At 48.0% G+C, this 20469-nt stretch carries 15 protein-coding genes; 10 read left to right on the forward strand and 5 right to left on the reverse strand.

Translation table 11 applies throughout. From position 1 onward, the window contains the following. Positions 1-32: 32 nt before the first annotated feature. Genes AF331_RS15640 through AF331_RS15650 form a run of 3 tightly spaced genes read left to right on the forward strand, consistent with a single transcriptional unit; the run spans position 33 to position 2531 of the window. Positions 33-1046 carry a methionine ABC transporter ATP-binding protein gene (locus AF331_RS15640; protein ID WP_053429042.1) on the forward strand — a complete coding sequence of 338 codons (1014 nt, stop codon included), beginning with the start codon at positions 33-35 and terminating at the stop codon, positions 1044-1046. Next, positions 1036-1701 (forward strand): methionine ABC transporter permease, encoded by a 666-nt coding sequence (locus AF331_RS15645; RefSeq protein ID WP_053429043.1) that lies wholly within the window; start codon positions 1036-1038, stop codon positions 1699-1701. Before AF331_RS15640 ends, AF331_RS15645 begins: the two co-directional genes overlap by 11 nt. A 17-nt stretch (positions 1702-1718) precedes the next feature. Next, on the forward strand, positions 1719-2531 hold the full coding sequence (locus AF331_RS15650; RefSeq protein ID WP_053429044.1) for a MetQ/NlpA family ABC transporter substrate-binding protein: 813 nt from the start codon (positions 1719-1721) through the stop codon (positions 2529-2531). A 770-nt stretch (positions 2532-3301) separates the two neighbouring features. Here AF331_RS15650 and AF331_RS15655 read toward each other — a convergent pair. Together AF331_RS15655 and AF331_RS15660 are read right to left on the reverse strand one after the other, a co-directional pair. Continuing rightward, entirely contained in the window at positions 3302-3766 is a 465-nt protein-coding gene (locus AF331_RS15655; RefSeq protein ID WP_053429045.1) for a hypothetical protein, read from the reverse strand. Further along, complete coding sequence (locus AF331_RS15660; protein WP_053429046.1) at positions 3763-3963, reverse strand: helix-turn-helix transcriptional regulator; 201 nt, start codon at positions 3961-3963, stop codon at positions 3763-3765. The genes AF331_RS15655 and AF331_RS15660 overlap by 4 nt, the downstream gene beginning before the upstream one ends. Before the next feature lie 650 nt (positions 3964-4613). On the opposite strand from AF331_RS15660, the gene AF331_RS15665 reads away from it, so the two are divergent. Beyond that, positions 4614-8399, forward strand: coding sequence for a 5'-nucleotidase C-terminal domain-containing protein (locus tag AF331_RS15665; RefSeq protein WP_152915693.1), 3786 nt, complete (start codon positions 4614-4616; stop codon positions 8397-8399). A 64-nt stretch (positions 8400-8463) separates the two neighbouring features. Here AF331_RS15665 and AF331_RS15670 read toward each other — a convergent pair whose 3' ends face one another. The 3 genes from AF331_RS15670 to trhO all read right to left on the reverse strand — a co-directional run bounded on the left by AF331_RS15670 (position 8464) and on the right by trhO (position 13050). Continuing rightward, on the reverse strand, positions 8464-9582 hold the full coding sequence (locus AF331_RS15670) for an NADH-dependent flavin oxidoreductase (protein ID WP_053429048.1): 1119 nt from the start codon (positions 9580-9582) through the stop codon (positions 8464-8466). A gap of 893 nt (positions 9583-10475) precedes the next feature. Then, complete coding sequence (locus tag AF331_RS22525) at positions 10476-10712, reverse strand: hypothetical protein (protein ID WP_160316569.1); 237 nt, start codon at positions 10710-10712, stop codon at positions 10476-10478. A gap of 1372 nt (positions 10713-12084) precedes the next feature. Beyond that, positions 12085-13050 (reverse strand): oxygen-dependent tRNA uridine(34) hydroxylase TrhO, encoded by a 966-nt coding sequence (gene trhO, locus AF331_RS15675; RefSeq protein WP_053429049.1) that lies wholly within the window; start codon positions 13048-13050, stop codon positions 12085-12087. 235 nt (positions 13051-13285) lie between these two features. Between trhO and AF331_RS15680 the strand changes: the two genes are divergently transcribed. From AF331_RS15680 to AF331_RS15705, 6 genes are all read left to right on the forward strand, one after another. Beyond that, complete coding sequence (locus AF331_RS15680) at positions 13286-15289, forward strand: penicillin-binding transpeptidase domain-containing protein (protein WP_053429380.1); 2004 nt, start codon at positions 13286-13288, stop codon at positions 15287-15289. Positions 15290-15472: 183 nt separating this feature from the next. Next, positions 15473-16399, forward strand: a complete 927-nt coding sequence (locus tag AF331_RS15685) for a manganese-dependent inorganic pyrophosphatase (protein ID WP_053429050.1) — start codon at positions 15473-15475, stop codon at positions 16397-16399. Between the two features lie 52 nt (positions 16400-16451). Continuing rightward, the gene (gloA2, locus tag AF331_RS15690) at positions 16452-16838 is read left to right on the forward strand and encodes an SMU1112c/YaeR family gloxylase I-like metalloprotein (protein ID WP_053429051.1); all 387 of its coding nucleotides are present in this window, start codon (positions 16452-16454) and stop codon (positions 16836-16838) included. An 857-nt stretch (positions 16839-17695) separates the two neighbouring features. Further along, on the forward strand, positions 17696-18598 hold the full coding sequence (locus AF331_RS15695; protein WP_053429052.1) for a helix-turn-helix domain-containing protein: 903 nt from the start codon (positions 17696-17698) through the stop codon (positions 18596-18598). 44 nt (positions 18599-18642) lie between these two features. After that, on the forward strand, positions 18643-19536 hold the full coding sequence (locus AF331_RS15700; protein WP_053429053.1) for a helix-turn-helix domain-containing protein: 894 nt from the start codon (positions 18643-18645) through the stop codon (positions 19534-19536). A gap of 9 nt (positions 19537-19545) precedes the next feature. Beyond that, positions 19546-20445, forward strand: coding sequence for a helix-turn-helix domain-containing protein (locus tag AF331_RS15705; protein WP_053429054.1), 900 nt, complete (start codon positions 19546-19548; stop codon positions 20443-20445). The last annotated feature ends 24 nt before the right edge of the window (positions 20446-20469 follow it).

Below are 20469 nucleotides of genomic sequence, written 5' to 3' on the forward strand. Positions count from 1 at the left end.
CATTTTTTATTGGGAAAAAGAGGTGAAGCGCAATGATCGAGATCAATCATCTTGTGAAAGAGTATAAAACGAAAAAACAAACTGTGATCGGCGTCAATGACGTTTCCGTCAAGATTGATAAGGGTGAGATCTTTGGAATCGTCGGGTACAGCGGAGCAGGGAAAAGCTCCCTCATCCGCTGCTTGAATCTGTTGGAGAGACCTACTTCAGGAGAAGTCATCATCGACGGATTGGACTTTACAAAGCTGTCCCCGCGTGAGCTCAGATCGGCAAGGCAGAAGACGAGCATGATCTTCCAGCACTTCCACCTGATCAAGGCAAAGACGGTCTACGGCAATCTGGCATTCGCCCTGAAAGCGGCCAAGGTGCCAAAGGCTGAGATCCGGCCGCGTGTGGAAGAGCTTCTCGCCATGGTCGGCCTATCGGATAAGGCAGATGCCTATCCCGCTCAGCTGAGCGGAGGTCAAAAGCAGCGCGTCGGGATTGCCCGTGCCCTTGCGAATAATCCCTCTGTCCTCCTATGCGATGAAGCAACATCCGCCCTCGACCCGAATACCACAAGGTCGATCCTGAAATTATTGAAGAAGCTGAACGAAGAGCTCGGGCTGACCATCGTCCTCATCACCCATGAGATGGAAGTCGTCAAGGAGATCTGTGACCGGATGGCCGTGATGCAGGATGGACGGATCATTGAAGAAGGTCCCGTATATGATCTCTTCTCGAATCCGAAGGAGCCCCTGACCAGGCAGTTCATCGAGACGATCCTTCAGTTCGACCTGCCGGATCACTTGGCGAAAGCGAGGAAAGGAACTCTGATCAAAATCCAATTCAAAGGCTCCATTGCAGAAGAAAGCGTCGTGTCCGATGTCTTCCAGCGGTATCACGTGAAAGGGAATATCCTTCACGGGAAGATCGAATACATCCAGGAAGTACCACTCGGGATCTTCATCATGGAACTGATCGGAGAACGTGCCGAGATCGATGCCGCCATCGAATTCATCACCCAGCGTACACAGAGTCTGGAGGTGCTTGAAGATGCTGCCTGAAGCCATCATTGAAATCTTGCCGGACCTGAATCAGGCATTTTTAGAAACGTTGTATATGGTGGGGATCTCCTTGTTGATCGCCGTTGTCATCGGACTTCCCCTTGGGGTGCTCCTTTTCACAACGGATAAGGGCCTGTTCCTCGAGAACCGCTTCGTGAAATCCATCGTCGGATTCATTGTGAATATGGTCCGGTCGATCCCGTTCATCATCCTTCTGGTGGCGCTCCTTCCTCTGACGAAGATCCTCACAGGGGATGTGATCGGACCGACAGCGGCTTCTGTCTCCCTATCAGTCGCGGGGATCCCGTTCTTCGCCCGGATCGTCGAAACCGCCCTGAAGGAAATCGACAAGGGCGTCATTGAAGCATCTGTATCCGTCGGGGCGAGCCCGTGGATGATCATCAAGGATGTGCTTCTTCCGGAAGCGAAACCGGCGGTCATCCAAGGCGTGACCATCACGGCGATCTCCCTCATCGCTTACTCCGCCATGGCGGGTACGATCGGCGGGGGAGGGGTCGGTGACCTTGCCATCCGATTCGGATACTACCGATATGACAACACGGTCATGTTCACGACGGTCGTCGTCTTGATCTGTCTTGTACAAGTCATCCAATATGCCGGCGACATTTTCGCTAAAGCAGTAGACAAACGATAGATAATGGAGGAAACACAATGAAAAAGTGGACATTACTACTCGGCCTTGCCATCGTAGTCAGCCTCATGGCGGCATGCGGCAACAGCAACGACAAAAAAGATGAAAAAGATATCACCATCGGAGCGACAACCGGACCTTACAGCGATATGGTGACAAAAGCCATCAAGCCGGGTCTGGAAGAAAAGGGCTACAAAGTGACGGTCAAGGAATTCAATGATTACATCCAGCCGAATAATGCATTGGCACAGGGTGATCTTGATGCCAACCTGTTCCAGCATAAGATCTACATGGAAAACTTTGCGAAAGAAAACAAGATCGAGCTTTCTGAGCTGATTTCCGTTCCGACGGCTCCGATGGGTATCTATTCCGATAAGTTTGATTCCATCGACAGCATCAAGGAAGGAAGCGAAATCACGATTCCGAATGACCCGACGAATGCGGCGCGTGCGTTCCAGATCCTTGCCGATGCGAAGCTGATCACGTTGAAGGCGGACAGCAATCCGCTGACGGTTTCGGAGAAGGATATCGAGACGAATGCGAAGAACTTGAAGTTCAAGGCGATTGAAGCGGCTCAGCTTCCACGCACAGTGGATAGTGTCGATTTGGCGGCTGTACCGGGTAACTTTGCTCTTGCGGCGGATATGGATCTGCTTGATGCGCTTCAGCTTGAGAATATGCCGGATGAGTACCGCAACCGGGTGGTTGTGAATACGGATGATAAAGATTCACAGGTGTCGAAGGATATCAAGGCGGTTGTGGAGTCGGATGAGTTTGAGAAAGTGATTGATGAAGAGTTTAAAGGGTTCGGGAAACCGGATTGGATGGAATGAGTTTTGGGGAGTGTGGCCTTTTGGGTCATGCTCTTTTTTTGTTTTTGGATGGAACCCTAATGGCTAAGGGTCCGTGCCTTTCCGCTACGGTGGGCTGCTTTCAGCGGGGAGGGCGTTGAGCCTCCTCGTGCCTGCGGGGTCTCCCCGCTCCTCCTTTTCCGCAGGAGTCAGCCCCCTCCGCTGCAAGGCACTTTGTGCGGGTGATGGGCATGTAATTATCTGAATGGCGGATATCCATTCCCCCTTTCTTTGAGGGATGGTTGTTGGAAGGGTGCGTGCCTTTCCACTGCGGGTGGCTGCTTTCCGCGGGGAGAGAGTTGAGCCTCCTCGTGCCTGCGGGGTCTCACCTTCTCTCCTTTTCCGCAGGAGTCAGCCACCCTCCGCTGCAAGGCACTCTGCGCAGGTGATGAGCATTTAAGGGTTTTTGATTGGTAAGTATTCGTTCCTCCCTCTCTCTTTTTGGAAAAGGGCTTGTGGTTGGAGGGGTGCGTGCCTTTTCGCTGCGGTGGACTGCTTTCCGCGGGGAGGGCGTTGAGCCTCCTCGTGCCTGCGGGGTCTCCCCGTTCCTCCTATTCAGCAGGAGTCATCCCACCTTCGCTGCAAGGCACTTTGTGCGGGTGATGGGCATGTAGTTTTCTGAATGGAGATTATCCATTCCCCCCTTTCTTTTTTGGAGGGATGGTTGTTGGAAGGGGGCGTGCCTTTATTTCATTCTATTTCAATAGATAGAAAAAACAGGATGTACGGCTGCACGTCCTGTTTGCTTGTTTTCAGTCTGTTTCAAGGTTTTTGTTTTTCTTGTAGGAAACGGTGAGTGAGCTTATGTCGATCAGGAAGAGCAGGATCATGAAGATGAGGGCGAGGCCCGCGGTTTGGATGCTGGTGGTCAATCCATGGTGCTCGGTAGCGATGGCATAGATCAGGTTGAATAGGATGAAGAATGTGATGGAGCGGAATGCGATGTGCTTCATCTGTTTTTTGTATTGCTGCGGTGTGAAGATGTCCCCGTACTCCATGCCTGAAAGGATGTAGCGGAGGAGGGGATAGAGGATCAGGACAGCTGCTATGATCAAAAATGATTTTTCTGATCCAACCGTAGGTATGCTTGTTAAGCGAATCAATGCTGCCCCGATCACTGTCGTAAGAAACGCGATGACAGCCGCTTCTGCTAAAAACGACATCAGTTTCTTTTGTTTGTATTCATCCTCTGGTAAAAACATTGTCAACCAACTCATTGTTCATCATCCTCCCAAAATAATTCGTCCAGCGTCTTTCCTACGGCTATGCATATGGCGATGCAGAGCTGAAGGCTTGGATTGAACGATCCCTTTTCAATCAGGCCGATTGTCTGTCGTGTCGCATTAACCCGCCGAGCCAGCTCTGCCTGTGTCATTCCTTTCTCCATTCTGGCCTCCTTGACCTTAGTTTTCATTGCTTCACCTCAAATGTAATATATATATTGCTTTTTTGTAAGATATATATTACATTGTTGGAGTGAAAAATACAACAAAAATAATCTCATATGGTTGTGATTTCAGTTTGGGAGACTTCTTTTACTAGAAGAGGGAGGAAACCAAATCTCATCACATCCTGAGAGGGAATGAACCAATACTTACTCATGATCTGAAATAAACACTTTTACCTAAGGACGTCATAAGCGAAAGGGACGGAAGCTTGTTATTCTGCTTACGGAATACCGAATTTGTAAAGAAGTCTTACCATATGTAAGACTATTTCACTAAAAAACACATGGAAATATGAAGCATTCATAAACCAATCGTCTCATTTTTGTTAATTTTTTCATTATTCCTTAATCTTCGACAGAAAAATGATATATTAAATGGGAAACTTGGTATGTTCCGCTCAAACTATGCGGGAAGAAAGGATCGGTGGTGGGTTGCCGGACCTATTTGCAGAGAGAGAATCGGGTTCATCGGCAAAAGGAATGTAGATAAAAGAAAGCGCTTACATTTTAGGGGTGCAGGGTTATTCGAGGGTAGGTTTTTTGAAATGGGCACATAATGACGATATCAGCTCATTTCTGATTGTTGAATTCGGAGGAGGAACGAAATAGTGAAAACCATGAAAAAGCCATTATTCGCTTTAATGACCGTTTTTGTCATGTTGATTGCCATGCTTCCTGCGGCAGCTGGTGCAGCCGGCACCATGACGGTACAGGAAGCCATCGATAACAACACAGGGAACGGAACGGTCACCGGATACATCGTGGGCCACACGATATCTGGTTCCAATTATAATACGAAAGCTCCTTTCAGTAATGATTTCAATATTGCCATAGCAGATTCTGCAAATGAGACGGATCCGGCGAGAATCCTGCCGGTACAGCTTCCAAGCTCGTTCCGTGCGCAATTCGGTCTACAGACCAACCCGGATATGATCGGCGAAAAAATCGTCGTGACGGGTCAGCTTACGGCCTATTTCAACGTACCCGGGCTGAAAAACCCGACGGCCATCACCGTTGATGGAGCGGAGCCGGGAGAACCCGATCCGTTCGAAGGGATCGAAGGACTTCGCATCCATGACATCCAAGGTGAGAGTCATACGTCCCCTTACAACCTCAAGAACGTCAAAGAAGTAGAAGGGATCGTCACTCACGTCGTGGATGGAAGCAATTTCTACATGCAAGATGATCAACCTGATGATAACGAGAAGACATCAGAAGGGATCCTCGTTTATAAACCGTCCCACGGAGTCCGTACAGGAGATGCCGTGAAGGTTGATGGACAGGTGAAAGAATGGGTCCTTGATGGCTATGCGGAAAAGCTTCAAACCGACCTTACCATGACGGAAATCAATTCCCAGAACGGGAATGTGGTGGTCCAGTCTTCCGGTAACGAGCTTCCTGAAGCCCTCGTGATCGGCAAGGATATCTTCCCTCCGACAGATGTCATCGACAGTGACGGCCTGGAAGAATTCAATCCTGATGTGGATGCCATCGATTTCTATGAAAGCCTTGAAGGCATGCGTATTTCCCTTGAAGATCCGACGGTTACGGGACCTCAGAAGTACGGAGAGCTTCCGGTCATCACCGAACAGGTGGAAGGGAAGAACTATACCAAAGAAGGTGCTCCGCTCCTGACAGCGGACAATCAGAATCCTGAAAGAATGTTTATCCAGCTTCAAGACCGCAATTACGTAGCGAAGACCGGCGATCAGTTCGACGGAACCGTGACGGGTGTTGTCAGCTACAGCTTCAGCAACTTCAAAATCCTAGTCAATGATGATGAGCTTCCTGCTCTGAACGAGCGTGAGTTCACACCTGAAACGACGACGATTGAAAAAGATGAGGACAAGCTGACGGTTGCTTCCTACAATATCGAAAACTTTGACGCGTCAGATACCACAAAACGTGACAAACTGGCCAGATCCATGGTCGAAAATCTTGGCTCTCCTGATATCATCGGTCTTGTGGAAGTACTCGATGACAGCGGAACGAAAGATGACGGTACGGTGAAGGCTGATGGAAACTATAAAGCACTGAGTGATGCTTCTGTGAAATTCGGCGGCCCTGCTTACAAGTGGACGGAAATCGCTCCACAGGACAAACAGGACGGAGGGGTTCCTGGAGGGAATATCCGTGTAGGGTATCTCTACAACCCTGAGCGCGTTACCCTGGCAGAAGGTGAAAAAGGGGATCAAACGACTGCAGTCGGATATGAGGACGGCTCCCTGACCATTAACCCTGGTCGGATCGATCCGACGAACGATGCATTCCGCAGCAGCCGTAAGTCTCTTGCAGCACAATTCGATTTCAACGGTGAAGACGTCATCGTCATTGCCAATCATTTTAACTCCAAAGGTGGAGACGAGCCGCTGTTCGGACGCAACCAGCCTCCGACCCTTGGAAGTGAAACGCAACGCTTGAAAATTGCAGAAGTCATCAACGGCTTCGTGTCAGATATTGAAGCGAAGAATGAAGATGCAAATGTCGTGGTCCTTGGCGACTTGAATGACTTTGAATTCTCTGCACCGCTTCAGAAACTTAAAGGGGAAGAGCTCACGAACTTGATCGAGACACTTCCTGCCAACGAGCGCTATACGTATTCGTATCAAGGAAATGCACAGGTGCTCGATCACATGCTTGTGTCGAATCGCCTCGCTGATCAAGCCGAGTTTGATATCGTCAACTTCAACTCTCCTTATATGGAAGAGCATGGGCGTGCAAGCGATCACGATGCCCTGGTGGCACAGCTTGACCTGAATACCCAGCAAGAACCGGAAGAGCCGAAGGACTTTGATCTATCGATTCTTCATACGAATGACAGCCATGCCCATGTGGAGCAATACCCGCGCCTCGTGACGGCACTGGACGATCTTCGTAAATCGAATTCCCTCTTGGTGGATGCAGGGGATGTATTCTCCGGCACGCTTTATTTCCGCCAGTATCTTGGTCTGGCTGATCTATCATTCATGAACGACCTGAATTTCGACGCCATGACATTCGGTAACCATGAATTTGATAAAGATTCAAATATCCTGGCCAATTTCATCAAAGAAATGAAGTTCCCGATGGTATCATCCAACGTAAACGTGACAGCCGATAAGGATCTGTCCCCGCTTTATAAAGATGAAATCGGTGACCCGGCTGAAGGCGGGAAGATCTACCCTGCCATCATCAAGGAAATCGACGGTGAAAAGGTGGGAATCTTCGGATTGACGACGCCTGACACCTCTTTCCTTGCCAACCCAAGTGAAGACATCGTGTTCGAGGATGTCGTGGAATCTTCCAATGCGACGATCTCCATGCTCCAAGAAGAAGGTGTGAATAAGATTGTCGTCCTATCCCACCTTGGATACGGACCTGATCAGGATCTTGCAGAAGAAGTGGACGGCATCGATGTAATCGTCGGTGGTCACTCCCACACAGCTTTGAAAGAACCGACATTCGTTGAAAAGGATGAGCCTACACTGATCGTACAGACAGGAGAATACTTGAACAACATCGGTAATCTCGATGTCACGTTCGATCCTGACGGTGTCATCAAGGAATACAAAGGGGAGCTTGTCCCACTTGCCAATTACGAAAAAGATCCTGAAGCAGAAGCAAAAGTACAAGAGTTCAAAGCACCTCTTGATGAGCTTATGTCTGAGGTTGTCGGTTCAAGTGACGTTCCATTGAATGGAGAACGCGCTGACGTCCGTACGAAGGAAACGAACCTTGGAAATCTGATCACCGATGGAATGGTGGCCAAAGCCAACGAATCCGTGAAGACTCATATCGCCTTCCAAAATGGTGGAGGAATCAGGGCGTCAATCGGTGAGGGAGACATCACGCTCGGTGATGTATTGACCACCCTGCCTTTCGGAAACAACCTGGTTGCGATTGATCTGACTGGAGAAGAAATCAAGCAGGCACTCGAGCATAGTGTAAGCGCCGTCGAGTCCGGCGAAGGTCGCTTCCTGCAGGTTTCAGGAATCAAATTCAAGTATGATGTGAATCAGCCTGTTGGAGAGCGTGTATGGTCTGTTGATGTGAAAACAGACAACGGATTCGAAAAGCTTGATCCAGCAGCGATGTACACAGTGGCAACAAATGCTTTCACAGCAGATGGTGGAGACGGATATTCCATGCTGAAGGAAGCAAAAGACGATGGACGCATGACGGAGCTGTTCCAAGTGGACTTCGAAGTCATGACTGAATACCTTGAGAAGAACAGCCCGGTTTCACCGGAGCTCGAAGACCGCATCGTACAAGAGGTCAAGCAAGATGATCCGGGTGACGGCGGCGGTGGCGATGGAGACGGTGACGACGACGGCCATGGCGGCTGGGGAGATCAGATCCGTGACATCATCAAGAAATTGAAAAACTGGCTCTGCAAGCTCTTAGGAGTATGTGGCCGACCATAATAGAAAAAGGACCCTTGCGTGCAACGTGCAGCGCAAGGGTCCTTTTTTTGTTGGGTATCATGTATTAAACGCCAGGGAACCAGCCTGGAGTATTCAAGACGGCATTCCAGAGTGGATCCGGGATGACGAGTTCTTTTTGTTTTTCTTTATCGATTTCCGTGATGATCTCATTCTCGCGACCTTCTTCGATTTTCTGAATCCAGTCAGGATCGATGATGAGCTCGCGGCCGATCGCTAGAAGCGGTACATCGGTTTGGAACGCTTTGTACGCATCCTCTGCTGAATAGATGGAACCTACGCCGATAAGGGGCGCACGGTCACCGATGGTTTCAAGCAGGTAGTCGATCCGGGTTTTCTCAAGATCATCCACTCCGCTACGCGGCGTAGAGAAGAAGTCAAAGAGTGACACGTGAAGATAATCAAGCTCTTTATCCGCCAAGGCATCGACAAGCTTCAAGGTTTCACCCATGGTGAAGCCGTTCTCTTCCGGCTCTTCAGGAGAGAAGCGGTAGCCGACAAGGAAAGGAGAATTGGCATGCTCATCCACGACACTCTTGATTTTATCTACAACAGCAAGTGGGAATGCCATGCGGTTTTCAAGGCTTCCACCAAATTGATCTTCACGGTGATTTGTCATCGGAGAGAAGAACTGGTGAAGAAGATATCCGTTCGCACCGTGGATCTCGACTCCGTCGTATCCGGCTTCGATGGCACGGCGTGTTGTTTCACCGAATGCTTCGATGATTTCTTCGATTTCACCTTGAGATAGACCGCGGGCTTTTTTCTCGCCGTTTTCGCCTGTGATGTCACTGGCACTCACGACGTCGCCATCTACTAGTTCCGGTGGACATTGAATGCCGCCGTGGAAGATTTGCAGGATGGCTTTGGCTCCTTGGTCCTTGATACCTTTAGCAAGACGCTCAAGGCTTGGGATCATGTCATCTGAATGACCGGCGAATTCGCCTGGGAACCCTTTTCCGTTCGGTGTTACATTGGTGCAGGCCGTGATGACCATGCTGACACCTTGTGAGCGGCGGGCATAATAGTCGACTTCTGCATCTGTGACGTTGCCGTTATCATCGGAAGAGAAGTTCGTCATCGGCGCCATGATTACGCGGTTTTTGAGTTCGATTCCGTTTTTGAATGTATATGGAGATAGCAGTTCTTTGAATTTTTCGTTCATGTGGTTTTGCCTCCTTCGATTGGTACGGGAATAATCATAGTGGATGGACGGGGTGTTTGACTAATAATCTGCTTGGGTTAGTGGTTGGAAGGTTTTGTATTGGATGAGGATAAGCGGGTTCCCTTTTTGATTAGACAAGGATATTTGTTAACCCAAATTTTCATTAGTGTGGATGGGAGAAGGATTCGTTCCGTTTCGCTGTGGCCACCCGCTTTCCATGGGGCGTGCGGTGAGCCGCTTCGGCAAGCCTGCAGGGTCTCACCCTGCCCGCTTTTCCCATAGGAGTCGGGTGGCCTCCGCTGCACTGCACTGTGTGGAAGTGGATGAGTGACCGCTGTCTGACAATCCACCTTTTTATTAAGTTTGGAGGAAAGAAGGGGCGTTCCGTTCCGCTGCGGCCGTCCGCTTTCCTGCGGGGTGGACGGTGAGCCGCTTCAGCTGCGCTTGCAGGGTCTCACCAGCCCACTATTCCCGCGGGAGTCGGCCGGCCTCCGCTGCACTGCACTATGCAGGTTTGGATGAGTGACTGCTACCTGGCAATCCACCTTTTATTAGGTATGTATGAGAGAAGGGTTCGTTCCGTTTCGCTGCGGCCACCCGCTTTCCATGGGGCGTGCGGTGAGCCGCTTCGGCAAGCCTGCAGGGTCTCACCCTGCCCGCTTTTCCCATAGGAGTCGGGTGGCCTCCGCTGCACTGCACTGTGTGGAAGTGGATGAGTGACCGCTGTCTGACAATCCACCTTTTTATTAAGTTTGGAGGAAAGAAGGGGCGTTCCGTTCCGCTGCGGCCGTCCGCTTTCCTGCGGGGTGGACGGTGAGCCGCTTCAGCTGCGCTTGCAGGGTCTCACCAGCCCACTATTCCCGCGGGAGTCGGCCGGCCTCCGCTGCACTGCACTATGCAGGTTTGGATGAGTGACTGCTACCTGGCAATCCACCTTTTATTAGGTATGTATGAGAGAAGGGTTCGTTCCGTTTCGCTGCGGCCACCCGCTTTCCATGGGGCGTGCGGTGAGCCGCTTCGGCAAGCCTGCAGGGTCTCACCCTGCCCGCTTTTCCCAAAGGAGTCGGGTGGCCTCCGCTACCCTGCAGTATGTAGATTTGGATGAGTGACCGCTGTCTGACAATCCACATTTTTATTAGGTTAGGATGGGAGAAGGGTCGTTCCGTTTCGCTGCGGCCACCCGCTTTCCATGGGGCGTGCGGTGAGCTGCTTCGGCAAGCCTGCAGGGTCTCAGCCTACCCGCTTTTCCCATAGGAGTCGGCCGGCCTCCGCTGCACTGCACTGTGTATTTTGGAGGAGCAATTGCTATTGTTCATGGAAATAATACTATCTTTCCATGGTGATTAGAACAAGAGGGGGCCACAGTACATTTTTCTATACTGATTTGTTTAAGACAATTTATTCAGGATGCTCTAAAGATCTCAATTAAAGATTAATTCATATACCACCCTTTATTAAAACCAAAGAGTGGATTGAAGCGGAAGGCGCTTGACTCCAGCGGAAAAGGAGGAGTGGCGAGACCCCGCAGGCACGAGGAGGCTTGCCGCCCTCCCCGCAGGAAAGCAAGCGCCTGTAGCGGAAAGGAACGCTCCTGTGCCTTTTACACGCTTTTGAAGAACAATCATCGCGACTGCGAGCCATATAAGACCAATGCTTAATCTGAAAAACGGATGCCGTGAATGTCGAATGTCCGGACCTGGTCAATTACCATTCACCACTTCATTAAAACCACAGAGTGTATTGAAGAGGAAGGTGCTTGACTCCAGCGGAAAAGGAGGAGTGGGGAGACCCCGCAGGAACGAGGAGGCTTGCCACCTTCCCCGCGGGAAAGCAAGCGCCTGTAGCGGAAAGAAACGATCCTGTGCCTTTTACACACGTTTGAAGAACATTCAACGCTCCTGCGAGCCATATAAGACCCATGCTTAATTTGAAAAACGGATGCCGTGAATGTCGAATGTCCGGACCTGGTCAATTACCATTCACCACTTCATTAAAACCAAAGAGTGTATTGAAGCGGAAGGCGCTTGACTCCAGCGGAAAAGGAGGAGTGGCGAGACCCCGCAGGCACGAGGAGGCTTGCCGCCCTCCCCGCGGGAAAGCAAGCGCCTGCAGCGGAAAGGAACGATCCTGTGCCTTTTACACACGTTTGAAGAACATTCAATGCTCCTGCGAGCCATATAAGACCAATGCTTAATCTGAAAAACGGATGCCGTGAATGTCGAATGTCCGGACCTGGTCAATTACCATTCACCACTTCATTAAAATCAAAGAGTGTATTGAAGCGGAAGGTGCTTGACTCCAGCGGAAAAGGAGGAGTGGCGAGACCCCGCAGGAACGAGGAGGCTTGCCGCCCTCCCCGCAGGAAAGCAAGCACCTGCAGCGAAAAGGAACGGACTAAATACAAACCGCTCACTCATAAAAATAACAGTCCTAGTGTTTACCAAAGTAGATGAACATAAAAAAACAAGCTACCGGCATCCGGCAGCTTGTTCGTCGTTCTATTTAGATCGCAGCTGTTTCTTTCTCACGCTCGATGACAGCGAGGCGTTCTGCCACTTCCTCTTCTGTCATACCGTATTCTTGTACATAACGGTTTTCAGGATGTGTGCGGCATTCGTGAGAGCAGCTTCTCATATATTTGTGCTCATTTTCTTCAGAGCAGATGATTTTTTGGTTACATGGCGGGTACGCACAGTTGACGTAGCGTTCACATGGTTCGCCGTCGTAGAAATCGCGGGCGATGACCACATGCTCTTTGCGGTTGACCGGTACGGAGATACGCTCATCGAATACGTAAAGCTGTCCGTCCCATAGGTCACCCTGCACTTCTGGGTCCTGACCGTACGTCACGATGCCTCCGTGAAGCTGTGCAACGTCTTCGAATCCTTCTTTAAGAAGCCAGCCGGAGAATTTCTCACAGCGGATTCCGCCTGTGCAATAGGTGATGATCTTTTTATCCATGAACTTTTCTTTGTTATCGCGGATCCATTGCGGAAGGTCGCGGAAGTTGCGGATATCCGGGCGGATCGCGCCTCTGAAGTGTCCAAGGTCATATTCATAATCATTCCGTGCGTCGAGGACGATGGTGTCTTCGCGCTGGATTTGTTCGTAGAATTCTTTCGGCTCAAGATACTGGCCGGTAAGTTTATTCGGATCTACATCATCTTCAAGGCGAAGGGTAACTAGTTCTTTACGGTATTTCACCTTCAATTTCTTGAATGCGTGGCCGTCTGTTTCTTCAATCTTGAAGACCGTGTCTTTGAAACGCGGATCGTTTTTCATGTACTCCATATAGGCGTCAGTCTGTTCGACTGTACCGGAGCAAGTTCCGTTGATTCCTTCTTCTGAAATCAGGATGCGTCCGAGCAGTCCGATTTCTTCACATTTGGCTTTATGCTGAGGAGCGTATGCCTCTGCATCTTCTACCTGGGTGTAGTTGTAATACAGTAAAACACGATAGTCGTTCATTTTTATTCCACCTGTCGATTAATATTTGCAAGATATAATCTTAGGATTTCTTCCTTATTACTCTTACGATTGTCTATTATAACAAATTTTTTATAAAATGCATCATCCATTGAAGAGAATCGTCAGGAAACGGTGGATTTTACTGGTACAGTTCGGTGACTTTGTATTGAAACTTGTCTATCTTTTTGAAAGAATGAACGTAGAGGAAAATTCTACATTAGGGGATGACGATTTCATGCGCAAGATACTCATACTTTGTTTCCTATTGATATTCGGACTTGTACTGGCAGGGTGCCAGGAGCAATCGAAGCCCGATGATCGCCTGAAGGATTATGTGAAATTGTGGAATAAACAGACGTTTGATGACATGTACGGTAGCTACTTGAGTACCGAGACAAAGGACTCGTATAAAAAGAAGGATTTTGTCGACCGGTATAAGAAAATTTATGAAGACGCCGGTGTATCGGATTTGAAGGTATCATTCAAAGAACCGAAAGATGATACCGACTGGGATAAGAAGAAGGAAGCAGAGTTCCCCGTCATCATCAGCTTTAACACATCTGCGGGAGAAGTGAAGTACGATCAAAAAGTGAAGCTTACAAAAGAAGAACGTGATGATAAAGAGGATTGGTACGTCAACTGGGATCCTTCCTTTATCCTGCCTGAACTGGAGGATGGGGATAAGGTCGGGATCGACACGATCACTGCTCAGCGCGGGGAAATCTACGACCGCAATGATCAGCCCCTTGCCGTGAACGGTGAAGCGTTCCAAATCGGGATCGTACCAGGTGAATTTGACGAAAGCAATCTGAAGAAGGTAGCCGATCTCCTTGATACTTCTGAAGAGGCAATTAAAAAAGAACTCGATCAAAGCTGGGTGCAACCGGAGTATTTTGTTCCGATCAAAAAACTGCCCCTTTCCGAACGCCCCCTAGCTCTGGAGGTCATCGATCTTGATGGTCTCTACTCCAAGCGGGTGAAAGCAAGGGAGTATCCCTTCGGTGAAGCGACCGCCCACCTGACGGGTTATATCGGGAAGCTTACAGCAGAGAAGCTCGAGAAGGTGAAGGACAAGGGATATACAGCCAATTCCCTCATCGGGGTGAGCGGCACAGAAGAAGTATTTGAGGACAAGCTACGCGGGAAAGACGGTCAGCGCCTTTTCCTCACGAAGGAAAATGGCGATGAGGTGACCGTCGCTGAGCAGGAAGTGGAGAACGGGAAAAACGTCAAGCTGACCATCGATGCAGAGTTGCAGAAGAAAATCTACGCCCAGATGAAGAAGGAACCGGGCACGGCGGCAGCCATGAACCCGAAGACCGGTGAAGCCTTGGCATTGGTCAGCACACCGTCCTTTGACCCGAATGAAATGATTCTCGGTATATCTTCGGACCGTTACAAGGAGCTTTCGGAAGATCCGGATAAGCCCCTCGAGAATCGCTTCCAGATCACCTACTCACCTGGATCCACTATGAAAGGGATCACCGCATCCGTCGGATTGAAATCCGGCAAGCTCGATCCGAATAAGACGTATGACATCAAAGGGAAGACATGGAAGAAGGATGAATCATGGGGGAACTACAAGGTCGTCCGCGTATTCGACAACGATAGCTCGGTGGATCTCGAAAGCGGCCTGAAATTCTCCGATAATATCTATTTTGCCCGTGTCGGACTCGATATGGGGGCAGATACCTTCGTGAAGGGTCTGAAAGAAAACTTCGGATTCGGAGAGGACATCCCGTTTGAGTATCCGCTCTATAACTCCCAAGTGTCCAATGATGGAAAGATCGAGAAAGAAGTCCAACTCGCCGATTCTGCCTTCGGACAGGGACAAGTGCTCATGAATATCGTCCATCTTGCCAGTGCCTATGGAGGCATCATCAACGATGGGAACATGATGGAGCCACAGCTCGTTCTTGATCAAGAGCCGAAGGTGTGGAAGAAGGAAGTCGTCACAACGGAACAGGCAAAACTGCTGCAAACGGATTTGAGGAAGGTCGTATCAGAAGGGATCGCCACGAAAGCGAACTCTGAAGGGAAAGCCATTGCCGGAAAGACCGGAACAGCTGAAATCAAATCGGAACAGGGGTCAAAAGGAAGAGAAAATGGACTGTTCGTCTCCTATGACCAGAACAATCCTGATATGGTCCTTGCCATGCTACTGGAAAATGTCCAGGACAACGGGGGAAGCACCCATACCGTTCAGGTGACGAAGAAGTTCTATGACAGCTTGAAATAAGAGAAAGCCTGCCGGTGTTCCCGGCAGGCTTCTTTTGAATCAGATAGGGTTCCAATTCCCTATACCGTGGCATTTTTCCATGAAAAATTCGTCGGATCTTCGTTCGGTTTTGCGATCAAATATGGTAATATAAGAAAATGAATACGAGAACATCACCAAACTTTACATAAAAGGAGTATGATCATGAGTAAAACGCTTATATTCGGACACAAGAATCCCGATACTGATACGATTACATCCGCCCTTGTCTATGCAGACTTGAAGACGAAGCTGGGAGCAGAAGTGGAAGCGGTACGCCTCGGCGACGTGAACGGGGAGACCCAATATGCACTCGACCATTTCAATGTGGAAGCGCCCCGCCTTGTGGAGAAGGTCGCACCTGAAGCCGACACGGTCATCCTGGTCGATCATAACGAACGCCAGCAAAGCGCCGTAGACATCGAAGACGTACGCGTACTCGAAGTCATCGATCATCACCGTATCGCCAACTTCGAAACGGCTGACCCGTTGTACTACCGCGCCGAGCCAGTTGGCTGCACGGCGACGATCCTGAACAAAATGTACAAAGAGAAAGGCGTGGAAGTGACGAAGGAAATGGCCGGCCTCATGCTGTCTGCCATCATCTCTGATTCACTCCTGTTCAAATCGCCGACCTGCACAGATGAAGACGTGGCTGCAGCGAATGAACTGGCTGAAATCGCCGGTGTTGACGCACAGGTATACGGTCTTGAAATGTTGAAAGCTGGAGCCAATATGAGCACGAAGACGGTTGCTGAGCTTGTGACCCTTGATGCCAAGGAATTCTCCATGGGGACTGCCAAGGTTGAAGTTGCTCAGATCAATGTCGTCGACCTGAATGATGTTTTCGGCCGCCAAGCAGAGGTAGAAGCAGCCATGGAAACCCTCATCAAACAAAAAGGCCTGGACCTGTTCCTTCTTGTGGTCACTGACATCCTTGAGAACGACTCGACGGCCCTTGCCCTTGGAAGCAAGGCAGGAGAAGTCGAGAAAGCCTTCAACGTGAAGCTTGAGAACAACCGTGCACTTCTTAAAGGCGTCGTTTCACGTAAAAAACAAATCGTACCGGTCCTGACCGAATCCATCAAATAATCATCAAGGAGCAGCTGAAACAGGCTGCTCCTTTTTTACATGGAGGAAACATATGCACCTACAGGCTGTCCATCATATTGCCATTATCTGTTCCGACTATGAAGCTTCAAAGGCCTTCTACACCGATCTCCTTGGTTTCACGATCATCAGGGAAGTCTACCGGGAAGACCGTGACTCGTATAAGCTCGACCTTGCCTTGAACGGCACCTACCTCATCGAACTATTCTCTTTCCCTGAAGCTCCGGAACGCGCCAGCTATCCGGAAGCCAGGGGACTCAGGCATCTGGCTTTTGAAGTGGAGAATATGGAAGAAGTGGTGGCTGAACTTCATCAATCGGGCATACAGGTCGAGGATATACGAATCGATCCATATACGTCCAAACGATTCACGTTCTTTTCTGACCCCGATGGTCTCCCATTGGAACTGTATGAGATTTGAAATAGACGCAGGCTGAAACCACCGGCTGCTTCGTACGTATAAAAGAATAAAAAAAGGACGCCCCCTAAGCAAGAGCGTCATCCACAGGTATTGAAATTTGTCGTTGGGTCTATTTAACCATAGATCGAAAATGGGTGAAATCCTGCTGTGAAGGAATGCCTCAGGGATAAAACGTCTTATGCGGAATAAAAGCCTTTATTCCTAAAAGAATATAAGGATATTAATATTCATAGCCGAAAAAAAGGACGCTCCCTAAGCAAGAGCGCCGTCCAAAGGTATTGTAATTTGTCGTTGGATTCATTAAACCATATCCGGGAATTCAATGAATTCCCCCCTCTCGACACACGGCAGGTCAGGACTTTCAGTATTTCATGATGAAAGCGTGCATTTCGTAGAAGTTATAAGAATATTAATATTTTCTTTTACATAAAAAAAGGACGCTCCCTAAGCAAGAGCGCCGTCCAAAGGTATTGTAATTTGTCGTTGGATTCATTAAACCATATCCGGGAATTCAATGAATTCCCCCCTCTCGACACACGGCAGGTCAGGACTTTCAGTATTTCATGATGAAAGTGAGAATTTCTCAGAAATTATAAGGATATTAATATTTTTCTTTTACAAAAAAAGGACGCCCCCTAAGCAAGAGCGTCGTCCAAAGGTATTGTAATTTGTCGTTGAATTCATTAAACCATATTCAATAAGTACATGTAATCCCGCTCTCGTCTTACCTTGACCGGTGTAGGAGGTCAATATGATAGGGCTTTGCGGAAATCTCAGAATCTATAAGAATATTAATATTTGCTCATTGTGCAAACCAATGATCGAGACGAACATATCTACAGCAGGGGTGGATTAGAATGGACTATTCAATCATAGGAAAGAAAATAAGGGAATTGAGAAAAGCCATCGGCATCACCCAAGGGGAACTCGCTGATGGAATCTGTACGCAGGCACTGGTCAGTCGCATGGAGAAAGGGGATATCTACCCCAGTGCCACGGTGCTATACCGTATTTCCCAGAAGCTTGGGGTGGATGTGAACTACTTCTTCGAAATCGGCTCCACCGAGCGCTTTGATTACATCAAAAACGTGGAACGATTACTGAATAACTACCGATTCAAACTGCAGTACGACGAACTAATCGAACTCGTGCAAAAAGAAGAGAAAAATCCGATTTTCATCAATCACAAAGAAAACAAGCAGCTACTCGAATGGAATAAAGCCATCTACATAGCAGAAATAGAAAACGACAAAGACAGGGCCATCAGCGTGTTACTGGACGCCTACCAGCTGACGGCAGACCCGAAGAGGGCGATGTCGGAGAGGGAGATGCGCATTCAGCTATCTATGGGTCACATTCTATCTTCCCAGGATAAAGATAAAGAAGCGTTGGAGGCGTATAACAGAGTACGAGATTCCATTGGTCAGGATACGTTCCTTCAAGATAAGTCGATTAAAACGAGAATTTATTATCATACGGCCAGAATTCTTACAAGGCTTGGAGAATACGAGGAATCTCTCAACTATTGTAGGGAAGGTCTGAAATGGACCATTACCCAAGAGCGGCTATTCGGCATTGCACAATTGAATTATCAAATTGGTTACAATTTGGAGCTTCAAGGAAAACCTGTAGAGGCGCTTCCCTATTTTCAAAAAGGGAGAAATTACTTTCAAATTCAAAAGAATAAGAAGCTTGTCGAATTCATCGATCGAAAGATTGCAGAGACAAAGAGGTCGGTAAATGTAGAAGCAAAAACGTAGGTGGTGTAGTTGAAACAGAAAATGAAAGATAAAGGTGGAATTCCATGGATTACTCAGTAATTGGAAAGAAGATAAAAGAACTCAGGAAAGCTATAGGTATCACTCAAGGAGAACTTGCAGAAGGAATCTGCACCCAGGCTTTGATCAGTCGTATGGAAAAGGGAGATATCTATCCTAGCGCTACCGTTCTTTATCGAATCTCCCAAAGACTTGGGGTGGATGTGAATTATTTCTTTGAAATAGGTTCTACCGAAAGACATGACTATATTAAAAATGTGGAGCGCCTATTTCACACCTATCGATTCAATTTGCAATATGACGACATGATCAAGCTGATCGAGAAGGAAGAACAAAATCCGTTGTTTGTGAACAACAAGGAAAATAAACAGCTATTGGATTGGAATAAAGCCATCTATGTGAGTGAAGTGGAAAGAAATAAAGAAAAAGCGGTGGGTATGGTGTTGGATGCAATCAAATTGACGGAGGATCCTAAGAGGGCCATGACGGAGAGGGAAATGCGCCTTCAAATTACACTGGGTAATATGTTAGCACTTCTGGAAAGATATGATGAGGCGTTAGCAGCTTATGGGAAAGCTCAGGAAGCAGTAGATCAAAATCCTTATCTGCAGGATAAGTCTATTAAAACACGGTTGTACTACCATACTGCTAGGATTATTACCCGTCTTGGAGACTATGATGAATCGATTAAGTACTGCAAGGAAGGGTTGAAATGGACCATTAGTGAAGAACGATTATATGGGATTGCTCAATTAAACTATCAAATTGGATACAACCTTGAGTTAAAAGGTAATGACGAAGAGGCACTTTCATATTTTCAGAAGGGAAGAGACTACTTCCAAATCCAAAAGAATGCCCGCTTCGTTGACTTTATTGATAAAAAGATAGAAGCAGTAAGAGTAGCCCAATCACAAAGGTAGGTGCTGAGCATGAAGCTTTCCGAAATCGGAAAAAAAATCAGTGAACTTCGGGGAGAAATGAATCTCACCCAAGGGGAACTGGCAGAGGGAATCTGTACACAAGCATCAATCAGTCTGATTGAAAAAGGGGAGTTGGACCCCAATGCATCAAGCTTGTATCAAATTGCGAAGAAACTCGGAGTGGATGTGAACTACTTCTTTCATATTGGTTCGACGCCAAGGCTGGATTATATTACTGAAGTACAGAAACAAGTGAGGAAGCTACGGATCTTAAATGAGTTTGAAGAGATGATGAATATTGTTTCGATCGAGGAGAAAAATCCGTTGTTTTATAATGACCCAAAAAATCTTCAGTTTTTATATTGGCATAAGAGCATTTATTATTCTGAAGTGAAGAATGACCATCAAGAGGCTGTTTCCATACTAGAAGAAGCGTTTGCGCTATTTCCAAACAAAAAAAGGGCAACCACTGAGCTTGAAATTGAAATGATGTTAACTATTGGCATTTATGAGTTTTCCCTCGGAAATTACGAAGCTGTCATTGAAGAATATGACAAGATTCAAAAAATCCTGGACGGTACCAATAGAGCTCTCAATGATAAGTCGATTAAAACGAGACTGTATTATAATCTTGCCAGAGCGCACACGAGGCTGGGTAACCTGGAAGAGTCCACTGCGTTATCAAACGAAGGAATCGATTGGTGCATCGAGAGTGAGGAACTTTATCTCCTGGCGGGGCTTCATTATCAAATCGGATATAATTACGAACTCTTGGGTGACTATGAAAAGGCCTTGGAATATCTGGACTACTGCATTCTTCTATATGCTTTAACACCCGAACATCCGGTGAATAATGGATTCCTTACTGACAAAAGGACAGGCTATTTGGAGGCTTTAAAGAAGCAATAAGATCAAGGTTCATATCTAAGTGTG

Origin of the sequence: Rossellomorea marisflavi, assembly GCF_001274775.1 — a bacterium.
Taxonomy (GTDB): domain Bacteria; phylum Bacillota; class Bacilli; order Bacillales; family Bacillaceae_B; genus Rossellomorea; species Rossellomorea marisflavi.

Excerpts from the sequence above, each read along its gene's own strand:
- AF331_RS15705 (WP_053429054.1), top strand. The coding sequence starts at position 19,546 with ATGAAGCTTTCCGAAATCGGAAAAAAAATCAGTGAACTTCGGGGAGAA.
- AF331_RS15665 (WP_152915693.1), top strand. The coding sequence starts at position 4,614 with ATGAAAAAGCCATTATTCGCTTTAATGACCGTTTTTGTCATGTTGATT.
- AF331_RS22525 (WP_160316569.1), bottom strand. The coding sequence starts at position 10,712 with ATGTGGATTGTCAGACAGCGGTCACTCATCCAAATCTACATACTGCAG.
- AF331_RS15670 (WP_053429048.1), bottom strand. The coding sequence starts at position 9,582 with ATGAACGAAAAATTCAAAGAACTGCTATCTCCATATACATTCAAAAAC.
- AF331_RS15645 (WP_053429043.1), top strand. The coding sequence starts at position 1,036 with ATGCTGCCTGAAGCCATCATTGAAATCTTGCCGGACCTGAATCAGGCA.
- AF331_RS15700 (WP_053429053.1), top strand. The coding sequence starts at position 18,643 with ATGGATTACTCAGTAATTGGAAAGAAGATAAAAGAACTCAGGAAAGCT.
- trhO (WP_053429049.1), bottom strand. The coding sequence starts at position 13,050 with ATGAACGACTATCGTGTTTTACTGTATTACAACTACACCCAGGTAGAA.
- AF331_RS15655 (WP_053429045.1), bottom strand. The coding sequence starts at position 3,766 with ATGAGTTGGTTGACAATGTTTTTACCAGAGGATGAATACAAACAAAAG.
- AF331_RS15660 (WP_053429046.1), bottom strand. The coding sequence starts at position 3,963 with ATGAAAACTAAGGTCAAGGAGGCCAGAATGGAGAAAGGAATGACACAG.
- AF331_RS15650 (WP_053429044.1), top strand. The coding sequence starts at position 1,719 with ATGAAAAAGTGGACATTACTACTCGGCCTTGCCATCGTAGTCAGCCTC.
- AF331_RS15695 (WP_053429052.1), top strand. The coding sequence starts at position 17,696 with ATGGACTATTCAATCATAGGAAAGAAAATAAGGGAATTGAGAAAAGCC.
- AF331_RS15640 (WP_053429042.1), top strand. The coding sequence starts at position 33 with ATGATCGAGATCAATCATCTTGTGAAAGAGTATAAAACGAAAAAACAA.
- AF331_RS15685 (WP_053429050.1), top strand. The coding sequence starts at position 15,473 with ATGAGTAAAACGCTTATATTCGGACACAAGAATCCCGATACTGATACG.
- gloA2 (WP_053429051.1), top strand. The coding sequence starts at position 16,452 with ATGCACCTACAGGCTGTCCATCATATTGCCATTATCTGTTCCGACTAT.
- AF331_RS15680 (WP_053429380.1), top strand. The coding sequence starts at position 13,286 with ATGCGCAAGATACTCATACTTTGTTTCCTATTGATATTCGGACTTGTA.